This window comes from Caballeronia sp. INML3B, assembly GCF_023631305.1.
Lineage (GTDB): Bacteria > Pseudomonadota > Gammaproteobacteria > Burkholderiales > Burkholderiaceae > Caballeronia > Caballeronia turbans.
Map to the genome: position 1 here is coordinate 12,098 of NZ_JALQDI010000042.1, position 21,697 is coordinate 33,794.

A 21,697-nucleotide genomic window follows, 5' to 3' on the forward strand; every position below is an offset into this window, starting at 1 on the left:
CGAATCCGCAGCCGTAACTACGGCAAGCGCGACCTGAACCAGCATTGCCGGCAAAGGAGAAGGCCATGTCTCGCATGAAATTAGGAGTGCTTTTAGTGATCGGCCCGCAGCACCTTGTTGTGATGTGCGTCGACGATGCGGACGTCGGTTGCATCGGACTTTCTCACTAGTGTCACTCTAACGACATAAGAGACGCTGGTGATGACGATGTTGTCGGGCAACATAGGTGACAGCGCATGCACGTGCCAATTCACCCGCGGAGAAACAGGCCCGCCGGGATGATCTTTCCAGCAATTCGACGTTCCAGTAGAAGGCCGCCTGCGTGCTGCGTTTGCTGGCGATGCTGACGGTCTTCGTCTGAGCGCGGTCCTTGCAGGTCGCGTGCACCGTATGGAGCTTGGCCAGCATGAACGGGCCGAGCGAATGGGGCCTTGCCCCGTGGCCTTTTGTTTTGGGCGCCTGCATGGCGTTTTGTCACTTGCCGTCCAGCTGCTCGCAGGGGGGGTGGCCGTCAATCCACGGTTGCGAACCGTTGCTTCGCGGCCTCGAGAATGCGTCGGGTCACCCTCTTATCTGGAAGGAAATGCCGGGCTCGAAAGAGCCCTGAGCAGATGACGCACGATCGGCACCCGACGATTATGCGAAAGCCAAGTCGCTCACGATCCCCTGCTCAACTTGACGGCGGCTTTCTCCGCGGCCGTCTAAATTGCCTTTCCCTGTAGCCAAACCAAATGCCGACGAACCGCTTCAATCAGCCAGGTGGCGGAAGGCAGCCGGAGTCGAACCGACCAGAGAGTGTCTGACACCCCCTACCGGGTTTGAAGCCCGGCCGCACCACCGGATACGGATGCCTTCCTTCATGGACCCACGACAAAGCCAAGTCCGGCGAGAATCCGGGCGGGCGTCCGATTATAGCGGCGCATGTTCACCCGCTGCCATCGCCCGGATGCGAACGCGGCTGTCTTCGCCGCATCAGGCGATACACGCAATACAGTAACGCCGCCGCTGCGAGCACATCCACGACCGTCGCGCCATGCGATTCGAGCGCGAGCACCGCGACATGCAGTTGGCGCTCGAAGAGCGCGCCGCCCAGAAGCCAGAACGACGCCCACGCAACGATCCCCGCCGTATCCCAGAAGAAGAATGCGAGCACGGCGATCTGCGTCGTGCCCATCAACGGCGGGGTGACGAGTCCGAGTCCCGGCACGAACTTCGATGCCGCGACGATAGGCGCGCCGTGGCGCTCGAACAACTCCCCCGTCGTGCGCATGCCGCTATCGACCGCATACGATCTGCGCGAGAGCGCCGCGACGAGCCGACGCCCGTAGATGCGTCCCGCCGAAAACCACACGCTGTCGCCGAGCAGCGCGCCGCACAACGCCGCGAACAGCACGTGCGCGAAGGACAGTCGCCCGCTCGCCACGGCGGAGCCCGCGAACACGAGCAACGGCGCGGACGGCAGCGGCACGCCAAGACGCGTCAGGAGGACGTTCGCGAACACGGCCGCGCTGCCCCACTGCACGATCGCCGACGGCGGAATCTGGATCAATCGGCACCTCTCGATCGCCGGCTGCGATGCACCAACCGAAACTTCATTCGGACCCGGACTCGACGAGCATCACCGGAACGTCTCCACATCCGGCGCTGCTCGCAATTTCGATGCCGCGCCAGGGCGAACCCTCGCCGTGATCGAACGCCATCGGATCGACGCGCCGGTCCGGCCTCAGCACGTTGAACGGCCACGACGGACGCCGCAAGCGTTCGTGCACGACCGATCCGAGCCAGATTGGCGCAGGCGGCGTGCCCTCGCCCTCGCGCACCGCATAATGCGTCGGCCAGAAGCGCAGTACGTCGCGCTCGTCGGCGCCGCGAGGCGAGCGCGCGAACACGAGCTTCGACGGCTCGCCGTTGTTCAGGCGCGGCAGCGCGGGCAGATCGATCGCGGGCGCATTCGGCAACATGACCGACATCACGCTCTTCAAGCTTACATGCGACACCTCCGTCCAGCCGCGCGATATCAGCTGTGCGCGAATCTGCTCGGGCGTCGCGGCCCATTGGACGGTGATCGGCTCGCGACGATCGCCCTCCATGCTCGCTCGATAGCACGAAAACGTGCGCCACACGGTATCGGTCCATTGGATCGGCGTGACGACGATGGTCGCAGGCGCCGCGCTGTGCGCTTCCGTGTCATCGCTCAGTTGCAGGGCGACGCTCGCGCAGATCACGGCCAGCACGGCAATCGGCATCAAGGGCCGCGGTTTCGGTTTGGCGGGATTGCGCCATACGGCCGTGAGCGCGATCAGAAAGACCCACACGGCCGCGAGCGCCGTGCTGCCCAGCGCATCGGAGATGGTGAAGCGGCCGAAATACAGCCCCGCTACGCCGACCGCCGTGACGATCGCGGAGGTCGCCGTCGCGATGAACACGCCCGTCAGCAAGCCCACGCGCCGCAGCAGGAGAAACGCGAGAAAGCCATAGATGACGACGGTTGCCGCCACATGGCTGCTCGGAAAGCGGTGCTCCGCCGGCGTGAAGGAAACGAGGATCGGCTCGTGCGCGGTGAAGCGGATCGCCGCGACCAGCAACTGCGAAAACGCCACGGCCACGACCCAGTACGTGACCGTGCGCCAGCGCCGCTCGAAGCTCATCCACACGATGACCATCGCGCCGAGCGCGAGCAGCGTGGGTGTGCTGCCGAGCGTCGCCGCGCCATCGAGAATCGAATCGGTCCAGGTGGAGCGGAACGATTGCAGCAGCCGATAGATCGACACATCCACCTGCACGATCGATGCGCCGCGCGCGACATTCGCCAGCACGGAGAAAAAGACAAAGGCGGAGGCGAGCAGCAGCACCGAGATCGTCACGATGAGGCCGGTCGCCGGATTGCCCGGATCGAGCGCGCGCGACACGAGCCGTGCCGGCAGGCCGCGGCCCGTTTGCGCCCATGCGAGCAGTTTCTCGCGGGACGCGATGGTCCAGCGCATCGCGTGCGACACGATGAGGCGCGAGAGATTGAACACGATCCATCCAAGCGCGGTGACGATGATCAGGATCACGACGAGCCTGATCGACACCGCGCCCGCCAGCTCGATCGACGCGCCGAATACGACGCCCGGCAGGATATGCGTCGGCGCCCAGACGAGCGCACTCAGGATGTTGACGGCGAGAAAACGCGCAGGCGTCATCCCCGCCACGCCCGCGACGACGGGCACGACGGCGCGCATCGGCGCGACGAAGCGCGCGAGCACGACGCTCTTCGCGCCGTGGGCATCGAAATACTTCCTGCCCGCGGCGAGCGCGCCCGGATGCGCGCGAAACGGCCACATCTGCGCGATCTTGTCCGCATAGCGCTGGCCGAACCAGAAGCTCGCGGCGTCCCCTGCGATGGCGCCCGCGATCGCGCAGACGAATACCCAGCCGAGATTCAGCGCGCCTGCGCCGACGAGCGCACCGGCGATGAACATCGCGGTGCTGCCCGGCACGAAGGTGCCGATGAACGCGACCGATTCGAGAAACGACGCGAGCAGCACCACGGCGAGCGCCCACTCGGGGTGGCCCGACAAGAGGTGCAACAGCTTGAAGTAGGAATGCTCCATCGTGATCGACAGGCGAAAGCGCAGCGGTGCGCAATCGTCAGACGGACTCGTGCCAGCGGCTATCGCTGCGCAACAGGTGAAGATCGCGGTGGAATCGAGTGTACCCAACGCGGTCGAAGAACTCCAAAATCTGTATCGCGCGTTTTCGGCCGAGCGCACTCGCGTCGCGGAAGGCGGCCGCGCCGAGCGCGCCGCCCTGCGCCTCGGCCTGCTGCGCGACGAGTTGCGCCAGTGCGCCGATCGACGCGCGGCAGTAGAACAGATCGCGCACGACCTGATACACGTCGCCGCGGCGTGCGAGTTTTTTGAGGAGCCTGCGCATCTCGTCCTCGCCGATGCCGTGCGCGCGGGCGAGATCGCGCACCCAGGGCGGTTCGAAACGCCCCTCTTCGAGCGATGCCAGCACCGCGCGCGCCAGTGCTTCTTCCCTTTCGTCGAGCGTCACCGCATGCGCCGGCAGATGCAGCCACGGCCCGCTCCTCGCAATCGTTGCGCTCGCCACGGCATCGTCGACGAGCGCGCGCCACAGCGCATCAGGCGCAAGCGGCGCGGCCATGCGGCGCAGGCGCGCGGCGTCGGGGCCCTGTTCGTCGGAGAAGCGTTCGTGGAATGCGGCGAGCGCGTCGAGAAGGCGCGTCTTCATGGCGTCCCAATGACGCGATGCAATATAAAGCGTGTCGTCATGCGTGGAAACGGCGCGCAGGCCTTCCGGCGTCATCGATCGTCCGCGGAGGTGCTCGATCAGCGAACGCGGCAAGCCATACGGCGCCTGCTCGAAGAGCGCATCGACGCGGCCCGTGTCGAGCATCGCGACGAGCGCATCGAGCCACGCGCGGCGTTGCGGCGTGCGGCGCTTGCGCGCGGGCGCGAACGGATCGAGCACGCGTCCGCCGCCCACCGTCCGGTTCGCCTGCGCATTGCGCACGATGAAGCGGTCGCCGGGCAGCGCGCAAACGGGCTGATCGAAGACGAGCTGCACGCGCGCGGTGTGCCCCGATGCAAGCGTGTCGGCTTCGAGCAGCGCGACATGCGCGACGCGATGCGTCGTGCCCAGATGCACATGCAAGGGCGCCCAATGCGTGAGCGTGAGCTGCGCGTCATCGAGCAAGGTCAGCTCGACATCGAGCCGCTCGGACGCACGCGCGAGCCGCGTATCGACGATCCAGTCGCCGCGCGCGAGCGCATCCTTGTCGATGCCCGCGAGATTGAGCGCGCAGCGCTCGCCCGCCCGCCCCGTCTGCGCCGCGCGATTCTGCGCGTGAATGCTGCGCACGCGCACAGGTGCACCGGACGCTTCCCGCGGCGCGAGCGCCATCGTGTCGCCGATGTTCACGCGGCCCGCGAAGACCGTGCCCGTCGCGATCGTGCCCTGCCCTGTCAACGTGAACACGCGATCGACCGCGAGCCGGAAAAAGCCGTCGTCGCGGCGCGTGCGCCAGTGCGCGGCGGCATCGCGAAGATAAGCGCTCAGTGCGGCGACGCCTTCGTCGTCGGCCTTCGTCGCATCGGTGTCGAACAAGGGCGCAGCGCGCAACGGGCCGTCCGCGAGCAGCGCTTCGATTTGCGCGTGCACGTCGCGCACGCGCGATGCCTCCGCGCGATCGCACTTGGTCACCGCGACCGCGCCCCGCGTCACGCCGAGCAGCTCGAGTATCGCGAGATGCTCGCGCGTTTGCGGCATCACGCCATCGTCGGCGGCGATCACGAGCAAGGCGAAGTCGATGCCGCACGCGCCCGCCGCCATCGTATGCACGAGCTTCTCGTGTCCGGGCACGTCGATGAAGCCGAGCACGCCGCCGTCGTTCAACGGCACATATGCGTAACCCAGTTCGATCGAGATGCCGCGCGCTTTCTCTTCCTTCAGGCGATCGGTGTCCACGCCCGACAGCGCCCGCACGAGCGTCGTCTTGCCGTGATCGATATGCCCCGCCGTGCCGACGATCATTCGCGTGCTTCCAGTTGGGCGACGAACGCGGCTTCGTCGGCCTCTTCGAGACAGCGCAGATCGAGCCGCAATGCGCCGTCCGCGATGCGCCCGAGCACCGGCCGCGGCAAGTCGCGCAGCCGCTTCTCGACGCGGTTGAGCGCACCGCCCGGCCGCTTGCCGCTCGCGAGCCGCACGCCGAGCCCGTAGCTCGGCAGGACATCGACAGGCAACGCGCCGCTGCCGATCTGGCTGAACATCGGTTCGGCGCCAACCGTGAATTCGTCGCCGACGAAGCCTTGCAGCGCAGGCTCGATGCGCTCGGCCGCGAGGCGCATGACATCGGCGGGACGTGTGAGAAGGCGCAATGTCGTGAGACGTTCGGCGAGCGTTTCGGGCGCGCGATACAGGCGCAACACCGCTTCGAGCGCGGCGAGCGTCAGCTTGCCGACGCGCAATGCGCGCTTCAGCGGATGTTTCTTGATCTTCGCGATCAGGTCGCGCCGCCCGACGATCAGCCCCGCCTGCGGCCCGCCCAGCAGCTTGTCGCCGCTGAAGGTGACGAGATCCGCGCCTGCCGCGACGGTCTCGCGCACCGTCGCTTCGCGCGGCAAGCCCCACTGCGCGAGATCGACGAGCGTGCCGCTGCCGAGATCCATCGCGACGGGCAGCCCGCGCGCCTTCGCGAGCGGCGCGAGTTCCGCGAGGGTCACTTCCTTCGTGAAGCCGCTCACCGCGTAGTTGCTGCAATGCACCTTCATCAGGAGCGCGGTCTTCGCGTTGATCGCTTCGTCGTAGTCTTTCAGATGCGTGCGATTCGTCGTGCCGACTTCGCGCAGCTTCGCGCCCGCGCGGCTCATGATGTCGGGAATGCGAAACGCGCCGCCGATCTCGACGAGCTCGCCGCGCGACACGATCACTTCCTTTCGCGATGCGAGCGCGGACAGCGTGAGCAATACGGCCGCCGCGTTGTTGTTCACGACAGTCGCGGCTTGCGCGCCCGTCAGTTCGCAGATCAGGCCGTTGATGAGATCGTCGCGATCGCCGCGCGCGCCCGTGTCCAGATCGAATTCGAGGTTGGCGGGCCGCGTGAGCATCTCGGCCACCGCGCGCACCGCTTCGTCGGGCAGGAGCGCGCGGCCGAGGTTGGTATGCAGCACCGTGCCCGTGAGATTGAAGACGCTGCGCACGCTGCTGCGCGCGCGCTTTGCGAGCCTCGCATCGACGGTGCGCGCGAGTTGCGCATCGCTCAAGGCGTCGACGGATGCGCGGCCTGCCTGCGCATCGGCGCGCCATGCGTCGAGCGTCTCGCGCAACACGGCGAGCGTCTGCGTGCGCCCGTATCCGGCGATCACCGCCTCGAATTCTGCCGATGCCAGCACGCGCTCCACCGATGGCACGCGGGCCATCAACGCGCGCAGTTCGCCGCCCTCGCCGCCTTTGACGTCGCTCATCGATCGTCTTCCGAATGTTCGGGCCACAGCCACGGATGGGGCGCCGCGCGCCGATAGCCGGCCTCGCCCATCAACAGGTCTAGGGTGAGGCTCGCGAGATCGTCGGCGTAGGGCTCGAAATCATAGGCCTTGTCCTGATAGCCGATCTTGCGGTACGTGCCGCATTCATCGCACGACTCCGCCTTGAGCGGCGCGCTCTTCGCCCGCGCGGACTTCTCGCTTTCGGGTTCGTCGCCGGTGCCCATCACGTGATAGGCGATGCCTTTGGTCGAATCGCAGTTCGTGCACTTGGCGCGGACCACGTGAAGCTCCGTCGCGCAGAGGCCGCATTGCGCGTAGCGATAGCCGTCATACGCGCCGCCCACACGCACGATGCTCGCCACCGGCACCGAACCGCAGACCGGGCATACCCCGGGCGTGTCGAGATAGGGCACGTCCTTCGTGTCGATGCGGCTCGCGAGATCGGTCCACACGACTTGCAGCGCGGCCGCGATGAACGGCGCCGCGGCCGGATCGATCTCGGCGAAGCGCAGCGCGAGGACGGCATCGGCCTGGCTGTCGAGCGCGGCGGCGTCCGTCGCGCGCAGGCGGCCGACGAGTTGCGTGAGCGCGGGCGTCAGCGCGCCCGCGGCCTCGATGCCGTCGAGCAGCATGAAGAGCACGTCTCGCCACGCGGGATCGCGTGCGTCCGTGAGCGCGGGGACGATGGGCATCGAATGACGCTGGTTCAGTTCGATCGATGCGCGCGAGGGCATCGGCGCGTTGAATCCGGCGAGCACGCGCTGCTGGGCATCGGCGAGCGCGGCCATCAGGCGCAGATAACCGGCGATGGGATTGCTCGCGTCGGCGAGTTGCACAAGGCGCGCGGCGCGCGCGGCGAATATCGTGGCGCGCTCCGGCATGCGCAAGCGCGGAATCGCCGAGGGATCGAGCGATTCGATTCTCGCGGCTTCGACTATGCGTTGAACCACGGAAGGTTTCCTCGCGGGGATGAGCGGTCGATCAAGGATATCAGCTAATTGGACAAGAAATGGACCGCGCCCCGCGCACACTGGCCCGCCGTCGCGACAGCCCTTTACTTCCCGATAATCTCCCTGAACCAGCGCGGATGATGCTTGCGCGCCCATCCATACGTGACCGTGCCGCGCGTCATCGCGCCGATCGATCCCTTCACCCACAGCGCGGCGTAGATATGAACGATGATCGACACGATCAGCACGAACGCCGTCGCCGCATGCACCACCGACGCGATGCGAATGACCGTGATCGGGAAATAAAACGCAAAGTACGCGCGCCATATCACGATCCCGCTCAAGAGCAGCAGCACGAGACTCGCGACCATCACGAAGAACAGCAGCTTCTGCCCCGCGTTGTACTTGCCGATCTCCGGCAAGCGATCCTCGCGATTGGTGAGCACGTCGTTCATCTGCTTCATCCACTGGACATCGTTGCGGTCCAGATAATTGTGATGCCAGAAGCGCAGCGCGAGGATCAGAAACGAGATGAACATCACGCAGCCGACGAACGGATGCAGAATGCGCGTCCACTGCCCGCCGCCGAAAATCGCGTAGAGCCATGACATCGACGGATGGAACATTGCGAGCCCGGAAAGCGCGAGCAGCACGAAGGTGATCGCGGTGATCCAGTGATTGGTGCGTTCGTTCGGCGTGTAGCGCACGATCAGACGATGGCCCTTCACGTCACGCAGTTCGCTATCGTGTTTCATCTTCACGCTCCTGTCCGCCTTCCCGGCGACGCCGCACCTCTTCCGCCTCGCGGTGCGCTTCCACTTCGTCTTCCTCGCTGACTTCGTTCGGGCCGATGCGCGTGTAATGGAAGAACCCCGCGAGCGCCGCGAGCGCGATGCCCGCCATCGCGAGCGGCTTGGTCACGCCCTTCCAGATCGACACGAGCGGGCTGATGTGCGGATCCTTCGCAAGGCCGTGATACAACTCCGGCTGATCCGCGTGGTGCAGCACGTACATGACGTGCGTGCCGCCCACGCCCGGCGGATCGTACAAACCGGCATTCGCAAAGCCCCGCTCTTTCAGGTCCTCCACGCGATCGGCCGCCTGCACCTGCATGTCCGCCTTGGTGCCGAACATGATCGCGCCGGTCGGGCACGTCTTTACGCACGCGGGCTCCTGCCCGACCGCGACGCGGTCCGAGCAGAGCGTGCATTTGTACACGCGATGATCTTCCTTGGAGAGCCGCGGAATGTTGAAGGGACATCCGGTGATGCAATAGCCGCAACCGATGCAGTTCTCCTCGTGAAAATCCACGATGCCGTTCGTGTACTGCACGATCGCGCCCGGCGACGGACACGCCTTCAGACACCCTGGATCCTCGCAATGCATGCAGCCGTCCTTGCGGATCAGCCACTCGAGGTCGCCCTTCGGATTCTCGTATTCGGTGAAGCGCATCACGGTCCACGAATGCTCCGTGAGGTCGCGCGGGTTGTCGTAGATGCCGGTCGTGTGACCGATGTCGTCGCGCAGATCGTTCCACTCCATGCACGCCGTCTGACACGCCTTGCAGCCGATGCACTTCGACACGTCGATGAGCTTCGCCACCGTCCCCGTGACCGGCTCGCGCACCTGCGTCTGCGGCGTGGTCGTCGCCGAGAGACGTTTGATATCGAGCGATTGCAGAGCCATCTCGTCCCCCTTATGCCTTCTCGACCTTCACGAGAAACGACTTGAACTCGGGCGTCTGCGAGTTCCCGTCGCCTACCGAAGGCGTGAGTGTGTTGACGAGATAGCCCGGCTGCGTGAGGCCCTTGAAGCCCCAGTGCAGCGGCAGGCCCACGGTGTGCACTTTCTTGCCCTCCACGGTCAGTGGCTTGATGCGTTTCGTAACGAGCGCCACCGCGACGATATGCCCGCGATTGCTCGACACCTTCACGCGATCCCCCGCGACGACGCCCACTTCCTTTGCATGCTCCTCGCCGATCTCCACGAACTGCTGCGGCTGCACGATCGCGTTCAGGCGCGCGTGCTTGGTCCAGTAGTGGAAGTGCTCGGTGAGCCGGTACGTGGTCGCCGTGTTCGGGAACTTGTCTGCCGTGCCGAACGCGGCGCGATCGTCCGCGAATACGCGCGCGGCCGGATTGCTCGTCACCGCCTTGTTGTCCGGGAAGAACGGGTTGTAGCCGAGCGGCGTCTCGAACGGCTCGTAATGCGCGGGGAACGGCCCTTCGTTCATGCCGTCGCGCGCGAAGAAACGCGCGACGCCTTCCGGATTCATGATGAAGGGGCTCATGCCCTTGTCCGGCGGCTCGTCGACCTTGAAGTCGGGGATGTCCGAGCCCGTCCATGCGCGCCCGTTCCACGCGACGAGCTTTCTCGACGGATCGAACGGCTTGCCGTTCACATCGCACGATGCGCGGTTGTACAGCACGCGCCGGTTCGCCGGCCACGCCCACGCCCAGCCGAGCGTCTGGCCGATGCCGGTCGGGTCGGAGTTGTCGCGCCGGCCCATCTGGTTGCCCGCCTGCGTCCATGAGCCGCAGAAGATCCAGCAGCCGCTCGCGGTCGAGCCGTCGTCGCGCAGTTGCGCAAAGCTCGCGAGCTGCTCGCCGCGTTTTGCGAGCACTTTCGTCTGATCGGCGGGATCGGTGACGTCGGCAAGCGCGCGGCCGTTGAACTCCATCGCGATCTCTTCGGGCGTCGGGCTCTCCGGGTCCGCATACGGCCAGGTCATCTTCAGGATCGGGTCGGGATACTTGCCGCCCTTTTCCTGATAGGCCTTTCGCATGCGCAGCCACAGACCCGACATGATCTCGAGATCGCTCCTCGCCTCGCCCGGCGGCGTCGTGCCCTGCCAGTGCCATTGCAGCACGCGCGACGAGCTCACGAGCGAGCCGCGCTCTTCCGCGAAGCAGCTTGTCGGCAGACGGAAAACTTCTGTCTGGATCTTCGATGCATCGACATCGTTGAATTCACCGTGGTTCTTCCAGAACTCCGACGTTTCCGTCGCGAGCGGATCCATGATGACGAGCCACTTCAGCTTCGACAGGCCAAGGCCGATCTTCGCCTTGTTCGGCGCGGCCGCGAGCGGATTGAAGCCCTGGCAGATATAGCCGTTCATCTTGCCCGCGGCCATCAGTTCGAAGACCTGCAGCATGTCGTAGGACTTGTCGAGCTTCGGCAGGTAGTCGAACCCGAAGTTGTTGTCGGCCGTCGCGTTGTCGCCCCACCACGACTTCATGAAGCTCACGTGGAACGCGCGGTAGTTCTTCCAGTAGCTCAACTGGTTCGGCCGCAGTGGCTGCGCCGCGCGTTTCTTGATGTACTCCTCGTACTCCTGTTCGCCTTCCATCGGCAAGGTCATGTAGCCGGGCAGCAGGTTCGACATCAGGCCGAGGTCCGTCAGGCCCTGAATGTTCGAATGCCCGCGCAGCGCATTCATGCCGCCGCCCGCAATGCCGATATTGCCGAGCAGAAGCTGCACCATCGCGCCCGTTCGGATCATCTGCGCGCCGACCGAGTGATGCGTCCAGCCGAGCGCATAGAGGATCGTGCCCGCGCGATTGGGCGCGGCGGTCGTCGCGAGCATCTCGCAGACCTTGAGGAACTTGTCGGTCGGAGTGCCGCAGACTTTCGTCACCATCTCCGGCGTGTAGGCGGCGTAGTGCTGCTTGAGCAGGTTGTAGACGCAGCGCGGATGCTGCAACGTCGGATCGGTCTTGACGTAACCGTCCTCGCCGCGCTCGTAGTCCCAGCTCGACTTGTCGTACTTGCGATGTTCGGCGTCGTAGCCCGAGAACACGCCGTCCTTGAACGCGAAGTCCTCGCGCACGATGAACGACATGTCCGTGTAGTTCTTCACGTACTCGTGCTGGATCTTGTCGTTCGTGAGCAGATAGTTGATGACGCCGCCCAGGAACGCGATGTCCGTGCCGGTGCGAATCGGCGCGTAGAAATCCGCGACCGATGCCGTGCGCGTGAAGCGCGGATCCACCACGATGAGCCGCGCACGACGATGCGCCTTTGCCTCGGTCACCCACTTGAAGCCGCACGGGTGCGCCTCGGCCGCATTGCCGCCCATCACGAGAATCAGGTCCGTGTTCTTGATGTCGACCCAATGGTTCGTCATCGCTCCACGGCCAAACGTCGGGGCAAGACCTGCCACCGTCGGGCCATGTCAGACACGCGCCTGATTATCGAATGCGAGCATCCCCCAACTGCGCACGGTCTTGTGCGTCAGATAGCCGACCTCGTTGCTCGCCGCCGACGCCGCGAGAAAGCCCGAAGTCAGCCACCGGTTGACCTTCTTGCCGTCGGGCGTCGTCTCGACGAAATTCGCGTCGCGATCTTCCTTGAGAAGCACGGCGATGCGGTCGAGCGCCTCGTCCCACGAGATGCGCTTCCACTCGTTCGACCCGGGCGCGCGATGCTCGGGATACAGCAGCCGGCTCGGGCTATGAATGAAGTCGATGAGCGAGGCGCCTTTCGGGCAGAGCGTGCCGCGATTGACGGGATGATCCGGATCGCCTTCGATATGGATGATGCTCGGCTTGGCGTTCTTGGCGTTGTCGCCCAGGCCGTACATAAGAATGCCGCACCCGACTGAACAGTACGGGCAGGTATTGCGCGTTTCCGTGGTGCGCGACAGTTTGTATTGCCGGACTTCGGCGAGCGCGGGTGCCGGAGAAAAGCCCATTGCCACCAGGCTCGAACCGGCCAGCGTGCTCGCGGAGACCTTCAGGAACTGTCGCCGTGACATCTGGAGCATGATTGCCCTCGGCGCGTCGTAAAGTGGTTTCACAAGTATATGGTGCACGATTACATCGCGCAGACAGGTTGACACGGTGTTTGCACCAATGCGCCCATTTGCCGCGCAAACCGCGCTCCTTCAGCAAGTCACGCGCCTGCGTCGGCATGCGCTGGAATGGAACGTGCTCGACGGGATGGACATCGCCGGGCATCCGCGCTCCATCACCGATTCGAGAGGTCGTCATGAGTTCCGTCTCCACGCAGAAGATCGAAGCGGCCGTGAAAAAAGACGCTTCCTGGGTCCTCGGCGCGCTCAAGCAGTTCTCGGAAAACCGCTGCGCCGCGATGGCCGCGAGCATCGCTTTCTACTCGGCGTTCTCGCTCGCGCCGACGCTCGTCATGGTCATCGCCGTCGCCGGCTGGGTGTTCGGGCCCGAAGCCGCGCGCGGGCAGCTCTTTCATCAGGTGAACGGACTCCTCGGCGATCAGGCGGCCGCCGGCGTGCAGAGCATCGTCGAGAATGCGCATCGCAGCGGCGGAACGGGCATCGCCGCGATCATTTCGTTCGTGCTGCTGGCGGTCGGCGCGTCGGCGACGTTTTCATCGCTTAATACGGCGCTCAACATCGTCTGGCCGATGAGCGGCGAGCAGCGCTCCAGCGTCATTGCGATGGTGCGCGTGCGGCTCGTATCGTTCGGGCTCGTGCTCGGCGTCGCGTTCCTGCTGATCGTCTCGCTCGTGCTCGACACCGCGATTCAGGCCGTCGGCATGTGGCTGTGGGCGAATTCGCCGTTCGTGATCATCGGCGATGTCGTGCAGCTCGCCGTCGGCCTCGCGATTCTCACGGTCGCGTTCGGCGCGTTGCTGAAGTTTTTGCCCGACGCGCCGGTGGAGTGGCGTGATGCGCTCGTGGGCGGGCTCGTCGCCGCGCTGCTGTTTTCGGCGGGCAAGAAACTCTTCGCGCTGTATCTCACGCACGCGGGTACGGCGAGCGCGTTCGGCGCGGCCGGATCGCTCGCGGTGCTCCTGATGTGGCTGTACTTCTCCGCCGCCGTGCTCTTGCTCGGCGCGGAGTTTTCGGCGGCGCGCGCGCGTCTGCACGATCCGCGCGGCGCGTGGGGACAACAGAACAACGGCCGCGTGCCGCCCGGAAGCCGCGCGAAGATCGGCTCGATGCTCGCCGCCTCGACGCGCACCGCGGGGCCGGTGACCGCCAGCGCGTCGACGGTTGCGCCGGTTACGCCAGCGAGCGCTCGCGCGGACGCGCCGGTCACAGCAGGCGCGCGTCGCGCGATCGGTGCGCGCGCCCAGCACGCGCAGCAACTGACGGGACAGGCGCGCAAGAAGGTATCCGCCGTGACGCGGGCGCTGGAGTTGTCGCGCAAGCTCGCGCGGGCGGAATCGACCGCCACGCGCGTCACCGCACACGCGATGGTCGGGGCGGGCCGCAAGGCGTCGCATGCCAACGCGGCGGTGCGGCGGCATCCGTGGCGCGCGGTGCTCGTTGCAGCCGGCGCGGGCATGGCGCTCGCGCTGTTGTCGCGGCGCGACGCTGCGCCGGCGGACGACGCAGACGTTCGAAACTGATCCTCTGACGGCGCAGCACCGCTGTCCATCGAATCCGAAAAATCGCGTGTCGAAAAAGCGCTTTGTTATTTGAAACGCGCGTAATCGAATATCGACGCTAAAAATCACAGATTCGAACGTGCGATTCGGCGCGGAACTTTTCCGAGGCCCGCCTGTCTCCCGAAATTCGCTTTGAGATCCCCGCAGACCCTTTACAGGCGGGCATCCGACCAGACTGTGTGTTTTTCGAGACAGTCAATATTTTTTCGTTTCTTAAGTTACGAAACGTTGCGTTATTCTCTGCGCCGGCAACAACGATTAATCATTCGCGTGGAGAATTCGATGAAACGAATCGCACTGACGTCCCTCTCGCTGGCGCTTCTCGGCGCAGCAGGCGCGGCACAAGCACAAAGCAGCGTCACCCTCTATGGCGTGATCGATACCGGTCTCGCGTATGTGAGCCATGCCAACACTGATGGCGACCATCTCTTCGGCATGGTCAACGGCACGCTGTCCGGCCCGCGTTGGGGCTTGAAGGGTCAGGAAGACCTCGGCGGCGGCCTGAAGGCGATCTTCCAGTTGGAAAGCGGCTTCGATCCGGGCACGGGCCAGTCGAACCAGGGCGGTCGCCTGTTCGGCCGTCAAGCGTTCGTCGGTTTGAGCGGCAACCAGTGGGGTACGGTCACGTTGGGTCGTCAGTATGATCCGTCCGTCGACATGGTTCAGGGCCTCACGGGCGACAACTACTGGGGCGCAGCGTTCGCTACGCCGGGCGACGTCGACAACTACGACAACAGCCTGCGCGTGAGCAACGCCGTCAAGTACGTGTCGCCGGTGTTCGGTGGCTTCCAGTTCGAAGGCATCTACGGCTTCAGCAATCTGGCTGGCACGACCGGCCAGGGCCAGACCTGGGGCGGCGCAGCGACGTACGGCAACGGTCCGTTCTCGATCGCGGCCAGCTACCTGTACGTGAACAACCCGAGCGCAAACCGCGCGACCGGCTGGAACAGCCCGTCGTCGGATTCGCTGTTCAACACGGTGATCAACGCCGGCTACGATACGGCCCACGCGGTCGGAATCGCGCGCGGTGCTGGCCAGTACGTGTTCGGTGCGTTCACGGTCGGTGCTTCGTACAGCTTCGCGCAGTACAAGAACGACGGCAACTCGGCGTTCACGGAACAAGAGAAGTTCAACGTGGCCAACGGCTACGTGAACTTCCAGCTGACGCCGGCTACGCTGCTCGGCCTGGGCTACACGTACACGCACGCCAGCGGCGACACCTCGGCGAACTACCACCAGGTCAGCCTGGGTGCCGACTACTCGCTGTCGAAGCGCACCGACGTGTACGCTGTCGGCGCCTATCAGCACGCGAGCGGCACGCAGCGCAACGCTGACGGCACGACGCAAGACGCGCAAGCTTCGATCAGCGACTTCGGTTTTGCCAGCGGCCGCAACCACCAGGAACTGGTGCTCATCGGTCTGCGCCACAAGTTCTAAGAACAACCGACTGGCGCGGCACGCAAGTGCCGCGTCGGAGGATCGCAGTACCCTCGAACAGCCATCGGTTTTCCGATGGCTGTTTTTTTATGTGCTCGCGAATGTGACGTCAGAGTTGCGGCGCGTTGCCCTTTTCGACGTCTTCCGCGAGCGTCTGCGCGGGCGCGCCCGGGCAAGGCAGGTCCCCGATGACGAGCCGCGGCACCGTGCTGCGCGTTTCGCGCGGGCGCAGCGGCACGTTGTCGAGTTCGGTCCAGGAAGGGTTCGGAATCTCGCCGAAGAGCTGCCTCAGACGCTCGCCCCACGTCTTGTTGATCATCTGGTAGTAGGCGCTGTTGTTGTCGAGCGTGGCGAAGCGCGTGACGCGCAGCGAGTCCTTTTCATAGACCAGCAGGTCGAGCGGCAGACCGACCGAAAGATTCGAGCGCAATGTCGAATCCATCGAAATGAGCGCGCATTTCGCGGCTTCGTCGAGCGGCGATGTGGGCGTGATGACGCGGTCGATGATCGGCTTGCCGTACTTCGATTCGCCGATCTGAAAATACGGCGACACGCGCGTCGATTCGATGAAATTGCCCGCCGCATAAATCATGAAAAGACGCGGCGGCTGGCCGCAAATCTGTCCGCCGAGAATGAAGCTGCAATTGAAGTCGACGCTGAATTCCGCGAGCGACAGCGCATCGCGCCGATGCACCTCCCGCACCGCATCGCCGACGATGCGCGCCGCTTCCGCCATCGTCGGGACGCTGTAGAGCGTAGGCGCGGCGGGATCGGACGGCTCCGCGAGCAGATGCGTCACCGCCTGTGTCAGCGCAAGATTGCCGGCCGCGAGCAGGACGATCACGCGCTCTCCCGGCTGTTCGAAAACAACCATCTTGCGCGCGGCGCTTACGTGGTCCACGCCGGCGTTGGTGCGCGTGTCGGACAGGAACACGAGTCCCTCGTCCACGCACATGCCCACGCAATAAGTCATGTCGATCGATCCTGAAAAACGAGCAAACCCTCATTGTACTGAGCGCGACCGCGCGTCGCATCCGCCCGTTCACTGATCCCGGTGCGCATCGATCCCGATGTGCACCGAGAGCGTCTCCTCCTTGCCGCCCACGCGCGAGCCGCGCACCGGCGCCGCGGCCTCGTAGTCCCGGGCCACCGCGAGACGGCAATGACGCTCGCCCGCGAATGCGGCCTGCGTCGCGTCCACCGAGACCCAGCCGTGCTCCGCCCAGACATCGGTCCATGCGTGCGCGGCCACGGCCTCGGTCGCGCCCGCGTCGAAATAGCCGCTCACGCAGCGGGCGGGCACGCCTCGCGCCCGGCAGCACGCGAGCAGCAGATGCGCGAAATCGCGGGCATCGCCGAAGCCGCTCGCGAGCGCCTGCGCGGCCGTGCCCGCGGCATACGCCGGCTCGTTGCGATACTGCACGCTCTCGCCGATGCGCTCCGCCAGCGCGATGAGCGACGCCGGCGTATCGAGCGACGGCACGCGATGCGCGAGCGCGCGGATCGCGGCATCGGGCATCGTCAGCGGCGTCGCGCAGGTGAAATGCTCGAGCGGAATCGGTCCGGCTTCGTCGAACAGGCGGCCATCGGGCAACGCTTGCGTCACGACTTCGCCCGCCACGCTCACATGGATCTCACCGTGCGGCTTCGTCAGCACGAGCGTGTGCAACGCGTTGCCATACGCATCGCGCGCCGCATCGAGCTTGCCCGGCGCTGCGACACGCCAGTGCCGCACGAGCTGCGACGCGCCGCTTGCCGGCGTCACACGAAACTGCTGGATCGAATACGTGACCGGCGTGGCGTAGCGGTAGCGGATGTCGTGGCGTATGGTCAGCAGCATGATTCACGCAATGGGCAACATGAGGAAGGTGTGCATCACGCGCAGGCCGAGTTCATCGACGCGCTTCAGAAACTGCGTGAGCCACGCGTGCACGCCCGTCTCCAGAATCAGCCGGATGTCGGAGTACAGCACGTCCGCGCGCAGCTTGCCCGCGAAGCGCTCGCATTCCTTCGACGCATCCGTGCGCAGCTTCGCGAGCGTCTCGCAGACGCCGTCGAGCGATGCGAGCAGCGAGCGCGGCATCTGCTCGTTGAGAATCAGAAGTTCGACGACGCGCGTCGGCGTCACGACATCGCGATACACCTTGCGATAGATCTCGAGCGCCGACACGGAACTGAGAATCGACGTCCAGTAATAGAAGTCTTCGAGCTGGCGCGCCGCCTCGCGCGAGTTGGGCGTCGCATCGGCGAAGCGCACGTCGAGAATCCGCGCGGTGTTGTCCGCGCGCTCGAGATAGGTGCCGAGCTGCATGAAGAAGAACGCGTCGTCGCGCAGCGCGGTGCCCTGCATCACGCCGCGGCACAGATTGGAGCGGTACTTGACCCATTCGAACAGGGCATCCGGGCCCGTTTCGAGCTCCATGTTCGCGAGCCGCTGATTGAATTCGAGCCAGGTGAAGTTGATCGTTTCCCAGCCTTCCGTCGTGAGCGTGCCACGCACCGCGCGCGCGTTCTCGCGCGTCGCCTGCAGGCAGGACAGGATGCTCGACGGATTGCGCGCATCGGCGACCATGAAATGCAGCATGTCCTCGCGCGAGCGCGATCCCGGATGACGCTCGTCGAACATCTCCTCCAGCTCGGAAATCTTCAGCACCGAGCGTTGCCCGCGCGCCGCCTGCTCGGGCGTTTGCGGCAGGAGCGCGCCTTCCATGTCGATGTCGAGCATGCGCGCGGTGTTCTCCGCGCGTTCCATGTAGCGCGCCATCCAGAACAGGTGATCGGCAGTGCGGCTCAGCATGTGGTGATGTGCAGTGAGTTAGTCAATCGACCATCCACGTGTCCTTCGTCCCGCCGCCTTGCGACGAATTGACGACGAGCGAGCCTTCCCGCAGCGCGACGCGCGTGAGGCCGCCTGCGCACATCGACACCTCGCGGCCGGAAAGCACGAACGGCCGCAAGTCGATATGACGCGGCGCAATGCCCGCGTCCACGAACGTCGGACATGCGGAGAGCGCGAGCGTCGGCTGGGCGATATAGCCTTCGGGGCGCGCGAGAAGCAGCGCGCGGAACGCTTCGATCTCATCGTTCGTCGATGCCGGCCCGACGAGCATGCCGTAGCCGCCCGCGCCGTGCACTTCCTTGACGACGAGCTCCGGCAGATGCGCGAGCGTATAGGCGAGATCGTCCGCCTTGCGGCATTGATACGTCGGCACGTTGTTGAGAATCGGTTTCTCGCCGAGATAGAACTCGATCATGTCGGGCACGAACGGATAGATCGATTTGTCGTCGGCGATGCCGGTGCCCATCGCGTTCGCGAGCGTCACGCGGCCCGCGCGATACGACGTCAGCAAGCCCGGAATCCCGAGCGCCGAATCCGCGCGGAAGGCGAGCGGATCGAGAAAGTCGTCGTCCACGCGGCGATAGATCACGTCGACGCGGCGCGGCCCGTGCGTCGTGCGCATGAAGACGTAGTTGTCGTCAACGAAGAGATCCTTGCCTTCGACCAGTTCCACGCCCATTTGCTGCGCGAGGAACGTGTGCTCGAAATAGGCCGAGTTGTACATGCCGGGCGTCAGCACGACGACGGTTGGATCGTCGACGCCTTCGGGCGCGATAGAACGCAGCGTCTCGAGCAGCAAGTCGGGGTAATGCGCGACCGGCGCGACGCGATTCTGCACGAAGAGCTCGGGAAAGAGCCGCATCATCATCTTGCGGTTTTCGAGCATGTACGACACACCCGAGGGCACGCGCAGATTGTCTTCGAGCACGTAGAACTCGCCCGCCGCGCCGGCGCGCACGACATCGACGCCCGCGATATGCGCGTAGACGTCGAGCGGCACGTCCACGCCCTGCATCTCCGGCCGGTATTGCGCGTTCGTATAGACCTGCTCTGCGGGAATGCGCCCGGCGAGCACGATATCGCCGTTGTGATAGATGTCGTGCAGAAAGAAATTGAGCGCCTGCACGCGCTGCCGCAAGCCGGCTTCGAGCACGCGCCATTCGTCGCCGGGAATAATGCGCGGAATCATGTCGAAGGGAATGAGCCGCTCGGTGCCGGACAGATCGCCGTTCACCGCGAACGTGATGCCGACGCGCCGGAACAGCACGTCCGCCTCCGCGCGCTTGCGCGCGATCGTCTCAGGGCTCTGCATCGCGAGCCAGCGCGAAAACCGTGCGTAGTGACGGCGCACGGAGTCGTCCTGACGCATTTCATCGTAGATCTGCATCATTGCGTCCTTCGCGGTTTTTTCAGCGGCTTTTTCGAAGTATCGAACGAAAGCACCGGGCGCGTGCAGCTTTTTTCGCGCGCCGCGATGCTGCGGACTCGTTTGCGCTAGACTCCCGACTCATGCTCAACGTTTCATCCATGTCCGACGCGCTCGAAGACGAACCCGATTCCCTCGCCGACGCCCTGCTCGCGCGACTCGCGCGCCCGATCGTGTTCGTCGATCTGGAAACCACGGGCTCGAACGCAAACGAGGATCGCATCACCGAAATCGGCGTTGTCGAAGCGAGCACGGCCGGCATCGAGCGCTGGAGCGTGCTGGTCGATCCGGGCGTGCCGGTGCCGCCGTTCATCTCGCGCCTGACCGGCATCGAGGATTCAATGCTGCGCGGCCAGCCGAGCTTCGAATCGCTCGCGCCCGCGCTCGCCGAGCGCCTTCACGGCAAGCTCTTCGTCGCGCACAACGCGCGCTTCGACTACGGCTTTCTCAAGAACGAATTCCGGCGCGCGGGCATCGCGTTTCGCGCGGATACGCTGTGCACGGTGAGACTGTCGCGCGCGCTGTTTCCATCGGTCGAGCGGCATGGTCTCGATGCGCTCATCGCGCGGTTGAATCTCGCGCCGGAAGGACGCCATCGCGCGCTCGCCGATGCCGATCTCCTGTGGCAGTTCTGGCAGAAGATTCACGCGCTCTATCCGCAGGATCTCGTCGATGCCGCCATCAAGACGCTGGTCCGTCGCGCGAGCTTGCCCGCCGCGCTGCCCGAAGGCGCGCTCGACGCGCTGCCATCGACGCCCGGCGTCTACCTCTTTCACGGCGACGACGACGTCCCGCTCTATGTCGGCAAGAGCATCAACCTGAAACAGCGCGTCGCAGCCCATTTTTCGGGCGATCACAGGCTTCAGAAAGACTTGTCGATTTCACAGGCCATCAGGCGCATCGAATGCCGGGAGACGGTCGGAGAGCTCGGCGCGCTGCTGCTCGAAGCGAAGCTCGTGAAGGCATTGAAGCCGACGCACAACCGCTTGCTCAAGGGCGCCTCGGGCACGTGCGCGTGGCAATGGCTGCCGGGCGCGAGCGCGCCGACGCTCCTGAAGGCGAACCGGCGCGATCTGTCGCGCGAGGACCATCTCTTCGGCGTGTTCGCATCGCGGGCGAAGGCACTTGCATTCATGCGCCATATCGCCGACGAGCACACGCTCTGTCACGCGACGCTCGGACTCGAAAAAGCGCCGCTGTCGCGCGGTCGCGGCTGCTTCGGCTATCAGGTGAAACGCTGCCTCGGATCGTGTGCGGGAATCGAAGCACTTGCGGATCACGCGGCGCGCGCGCTCGCCGCAATCGAGCACGCACGCCTCGTGAAATGGCCGCATGAAGGGCCGATCGCCGTCGCCGAGCGCGACGAACAAACGGGCCGCGAGGCGTGGCACGTGATCGATCGATGGTGTTATGTCGGCACATGCGCGACGCGCGCCGACATCGCCCCGCTGCTCGCCGATGCAGTGGAAATGCGCCCTTTCGATGCCGACGTGTACAGCCTGATCGCGAAGCGTCTTGCAACCGGACAACTCACGTGGATCGCCTGCGATGCGCGGCCGGCGTTTCATCTCGTCGTTCAAGATGCGCCGGCGCGTGCAGTCGTCGCCACACAGCAGACGAAACGCGCGATGAAGCCGCGCGCCATCGCCGCCGATCAGTTCGCCCTGACGTTCTAGAC

Annotated in this window: 15 protein-coding genes and 1 tRNA gene; 3 read left to right on the forward strand and 13 right to left on the reverse strand. The window is 65.2% G+C overall.

What is annotated here, in order from left to right; all coding sequences use genetic code 11:
• Window positions 1-760 precede the first annotated feature (760 nt).
• The 9 genes from NCS58_RS19980 to fdnG form a co-directional block, all read right to left on the reverse strand.
• Window positions 761-856, reverse strand: a tRNA-Sec gene (locus tag NCS58_RS19980).
• A gap of 69 nt (window positions 857-925) precedes the next feature.
• Window positions 926-1,549, reverse strand: a complete 624-nt coding sequence (locus tag NCS58_RS19985) for a DedA family protein (protein ID WP_250477484.1) — start codon at window positions 1,547-1,549, stop codon at window positions 926-928.
• Between the two features lie 43 nt (window positions 1,550-1,592).
• The gene (locus tag NCS58_RS19990) at window positions 1,593-3,596 is read right to left on the reverse strand and encodes a bifunctional DedA family/phosphatase PAP2 family protein (protein ID WP_061117934.1); all 2,004 of its coding nucleotides are present in this window, start codon (window positions 3,594-3,596) and stop codon (window positions 1,593-1,595) included.
• 37 nt (window positions 3,597-3,633) lie between these two features.
• The gene (selB, locus tag NCS58_RS19995) at window positions 3,634-5,541 is read right to left on the reverse strand and encodes a selenocysteine-specific translation elongation factor (protein ID WP_061117933.1); all 1,908 of its coding nucleotides are present in this window, start codon (window positions 5,539-5,541) and stop codon (window positions 3,634-3,636) included.
• The gene (selA, locus tag NCS58_RS20000) at window positions 5,538-6,974 is read right to left on the reverse strand and encodes an L-seryl-tRNA(Sec) selenium transferase (RefSeq protein WP_061117932.1); all 1,437 of its coding nucleotides are present in this window, start codon (window positions 6,972-6,974) and stop codon (window positions 5,538-5,540) included. Before selA ends, selB begins: the two co-directional genes overlap by 4 nt.
• On the reverse strand, window positions 6,971-7,945 hold the full coding sequence (gene fdhE / locus NCS58_RS20005) for a formate dehydrogenase accessory protein FdhE (RefSeq protein ID WP_061117931.1): 975 nt from the start codon (window positions 7,943-7,945) through the stop codon (window positions 6,971-6,973). The genes selA and fdhE overlap by 4 nt, the downstream gene beginning before the upstream one ends.
• A gap of 104 nt (window positions 7,946-8,049) precedes the next feature.
• On the reverse strand, window positions 8,050-8,700 hold the full coding sequence (locus NCS58_RS20010) for a formate dehydrogenase subunit gamma (protein ID WP_061117930.1): 651 nt from the start codon (window positions 8,698-8,700) through the stop codon (window positions 8,050-8,052).
• A complete protein-coding gene (gene fdxH, locus NCS58_RS20015; protein WP_061117929.1) occupies window positions 8,687-9,631 on the reverse strand; it encodes a formate dehydrogenase subunit beta in 945 nt (314 codons plus the stop codon). Before fdxH ends, NCS58_RS20010 begins: the two co-directional genes overlap by 14 nt.
• Before the next feature lie 10 nt (window positions 9,632-9,641).
• Window positions 9,642-12,710, reverse strand: a complete 3,069-nt coding sequence (gene fdnG / locus NCS58_RS20020) for a formate dehydrogenase-N subunit alpha (protein WP_143756321.1) — start codon at window positions 12,708-12,710, stop codon at window positions 9,642-9,644.
• Window positions 12,711-12,934: 224 nt separating this feature from the next.
• Between fdnG and NCS58_RS20025 the strand changes: the two genes are divergently transcribed.
• Both NCS58_RS20025 and NCS58_RS20030 read left to right on the forward strand, forming a co-directional pair.
• On the forward strand, window positions 12,935-14,278 hold the full coding sequence (locus tag NCS58_RS20025; protein WP_061117926.1) for a YhjD/YihY/BrkB family envelope integrity protein: 1,344 nt from the start codon (window positions 12,935-12,937) through the stop codon (window positions 14,276-14,278).
• Between the two features lie 321 nt (window positions 14,279-14,599).
• Window positions 14,600-15,754 (forward strand): porin, encoded by a 1,155-nt coding sequence (locus NCS58_RS20030; RefSeq protein WP_061117925.1) that lies wholly within the window; start codon window positions 14,600-14,602, stop codon window positions 15,752-15,754.
• A 109-nt stretch (window positions 15,755-15,863) separates the two neighbouring features.
• Here the strand turns inward: NCS58_RS20030 and NCS58_RS20035 are convergent, their stop codons facing one another.
• From NCS58_RS20035 to NCS58_RS20050, 4 genes are all read right to left on the reverse strand, one after another.
• Window positions 15,864-16,727 carry a proteasome-type protease gene (locus tag NCS58_RS20035; protein WP_086960970.1) on the reverse strand — a complete coding sequence of 288 codons (864 nt, stop codon included), beginning with the start codon at window positions 16,725-16,727 and terminating at the stop codon, window positions 15,864-15,866.
• A 69-nt stretch (window positions 16,728-16,796) separates the two neighbouring features.
• Window positions 16,797-17,594, reverse strand: coding sequence for a transglutaminase family protein (locus NCS58_RS20040; protein WP_061117923.1), 798 nt, complete (start codon window positions 17,592-17,594; stop codon window positions 16,797-16,799).
• Between the two features lie 3 nt (window positions 17,595-17,597).
• Window positions 17,598-18,551, reverse strand: a complete 954-nt coding sequence (locus NCS58_RS20045; protein ID WP_061117922.1) for an alpha-E domain-containing protein — start codon at window positions 18,549-18,551, stop codon at window positions 17,598-17,600.
• 22 nt (window positions 18,552-18,573) lie between these two features.
• Window positions 18,574-19,980: a circularly permuted type 2 ATP-grasp protein gene (locus NCS58_RS20050; RefSeq protein ID WP_061118126.1), complete on the reverse strand. Its 1,407-nt coding sequence runs from the start codon at window positions 19,978-19,980 to the stop codon at window positions 18,574-18,576.
• Window positions 19,981-20,120: 140 nt separating this feature from the next.
• Here NCS58_RS20050 and NCS58_RS20055 point away from each other — a divergent pair, with 140 nt between their 5' ends.
• The gene (locus tag NCS58_RS20055) at window positions 20,121-21,695 is read left to right on the forward strand and encodes a 3'-5' exonuclease family protein (RefSeq protein ID WP_061117921.1); all 1,575 of its coding nucleotides are present in this window, start codon (window positions 20,121-20,123) and stop codon (window positions 21,693-21,695) included.
• Window positions 21,696-21,697: the final 2 nt, after the last annotated feature.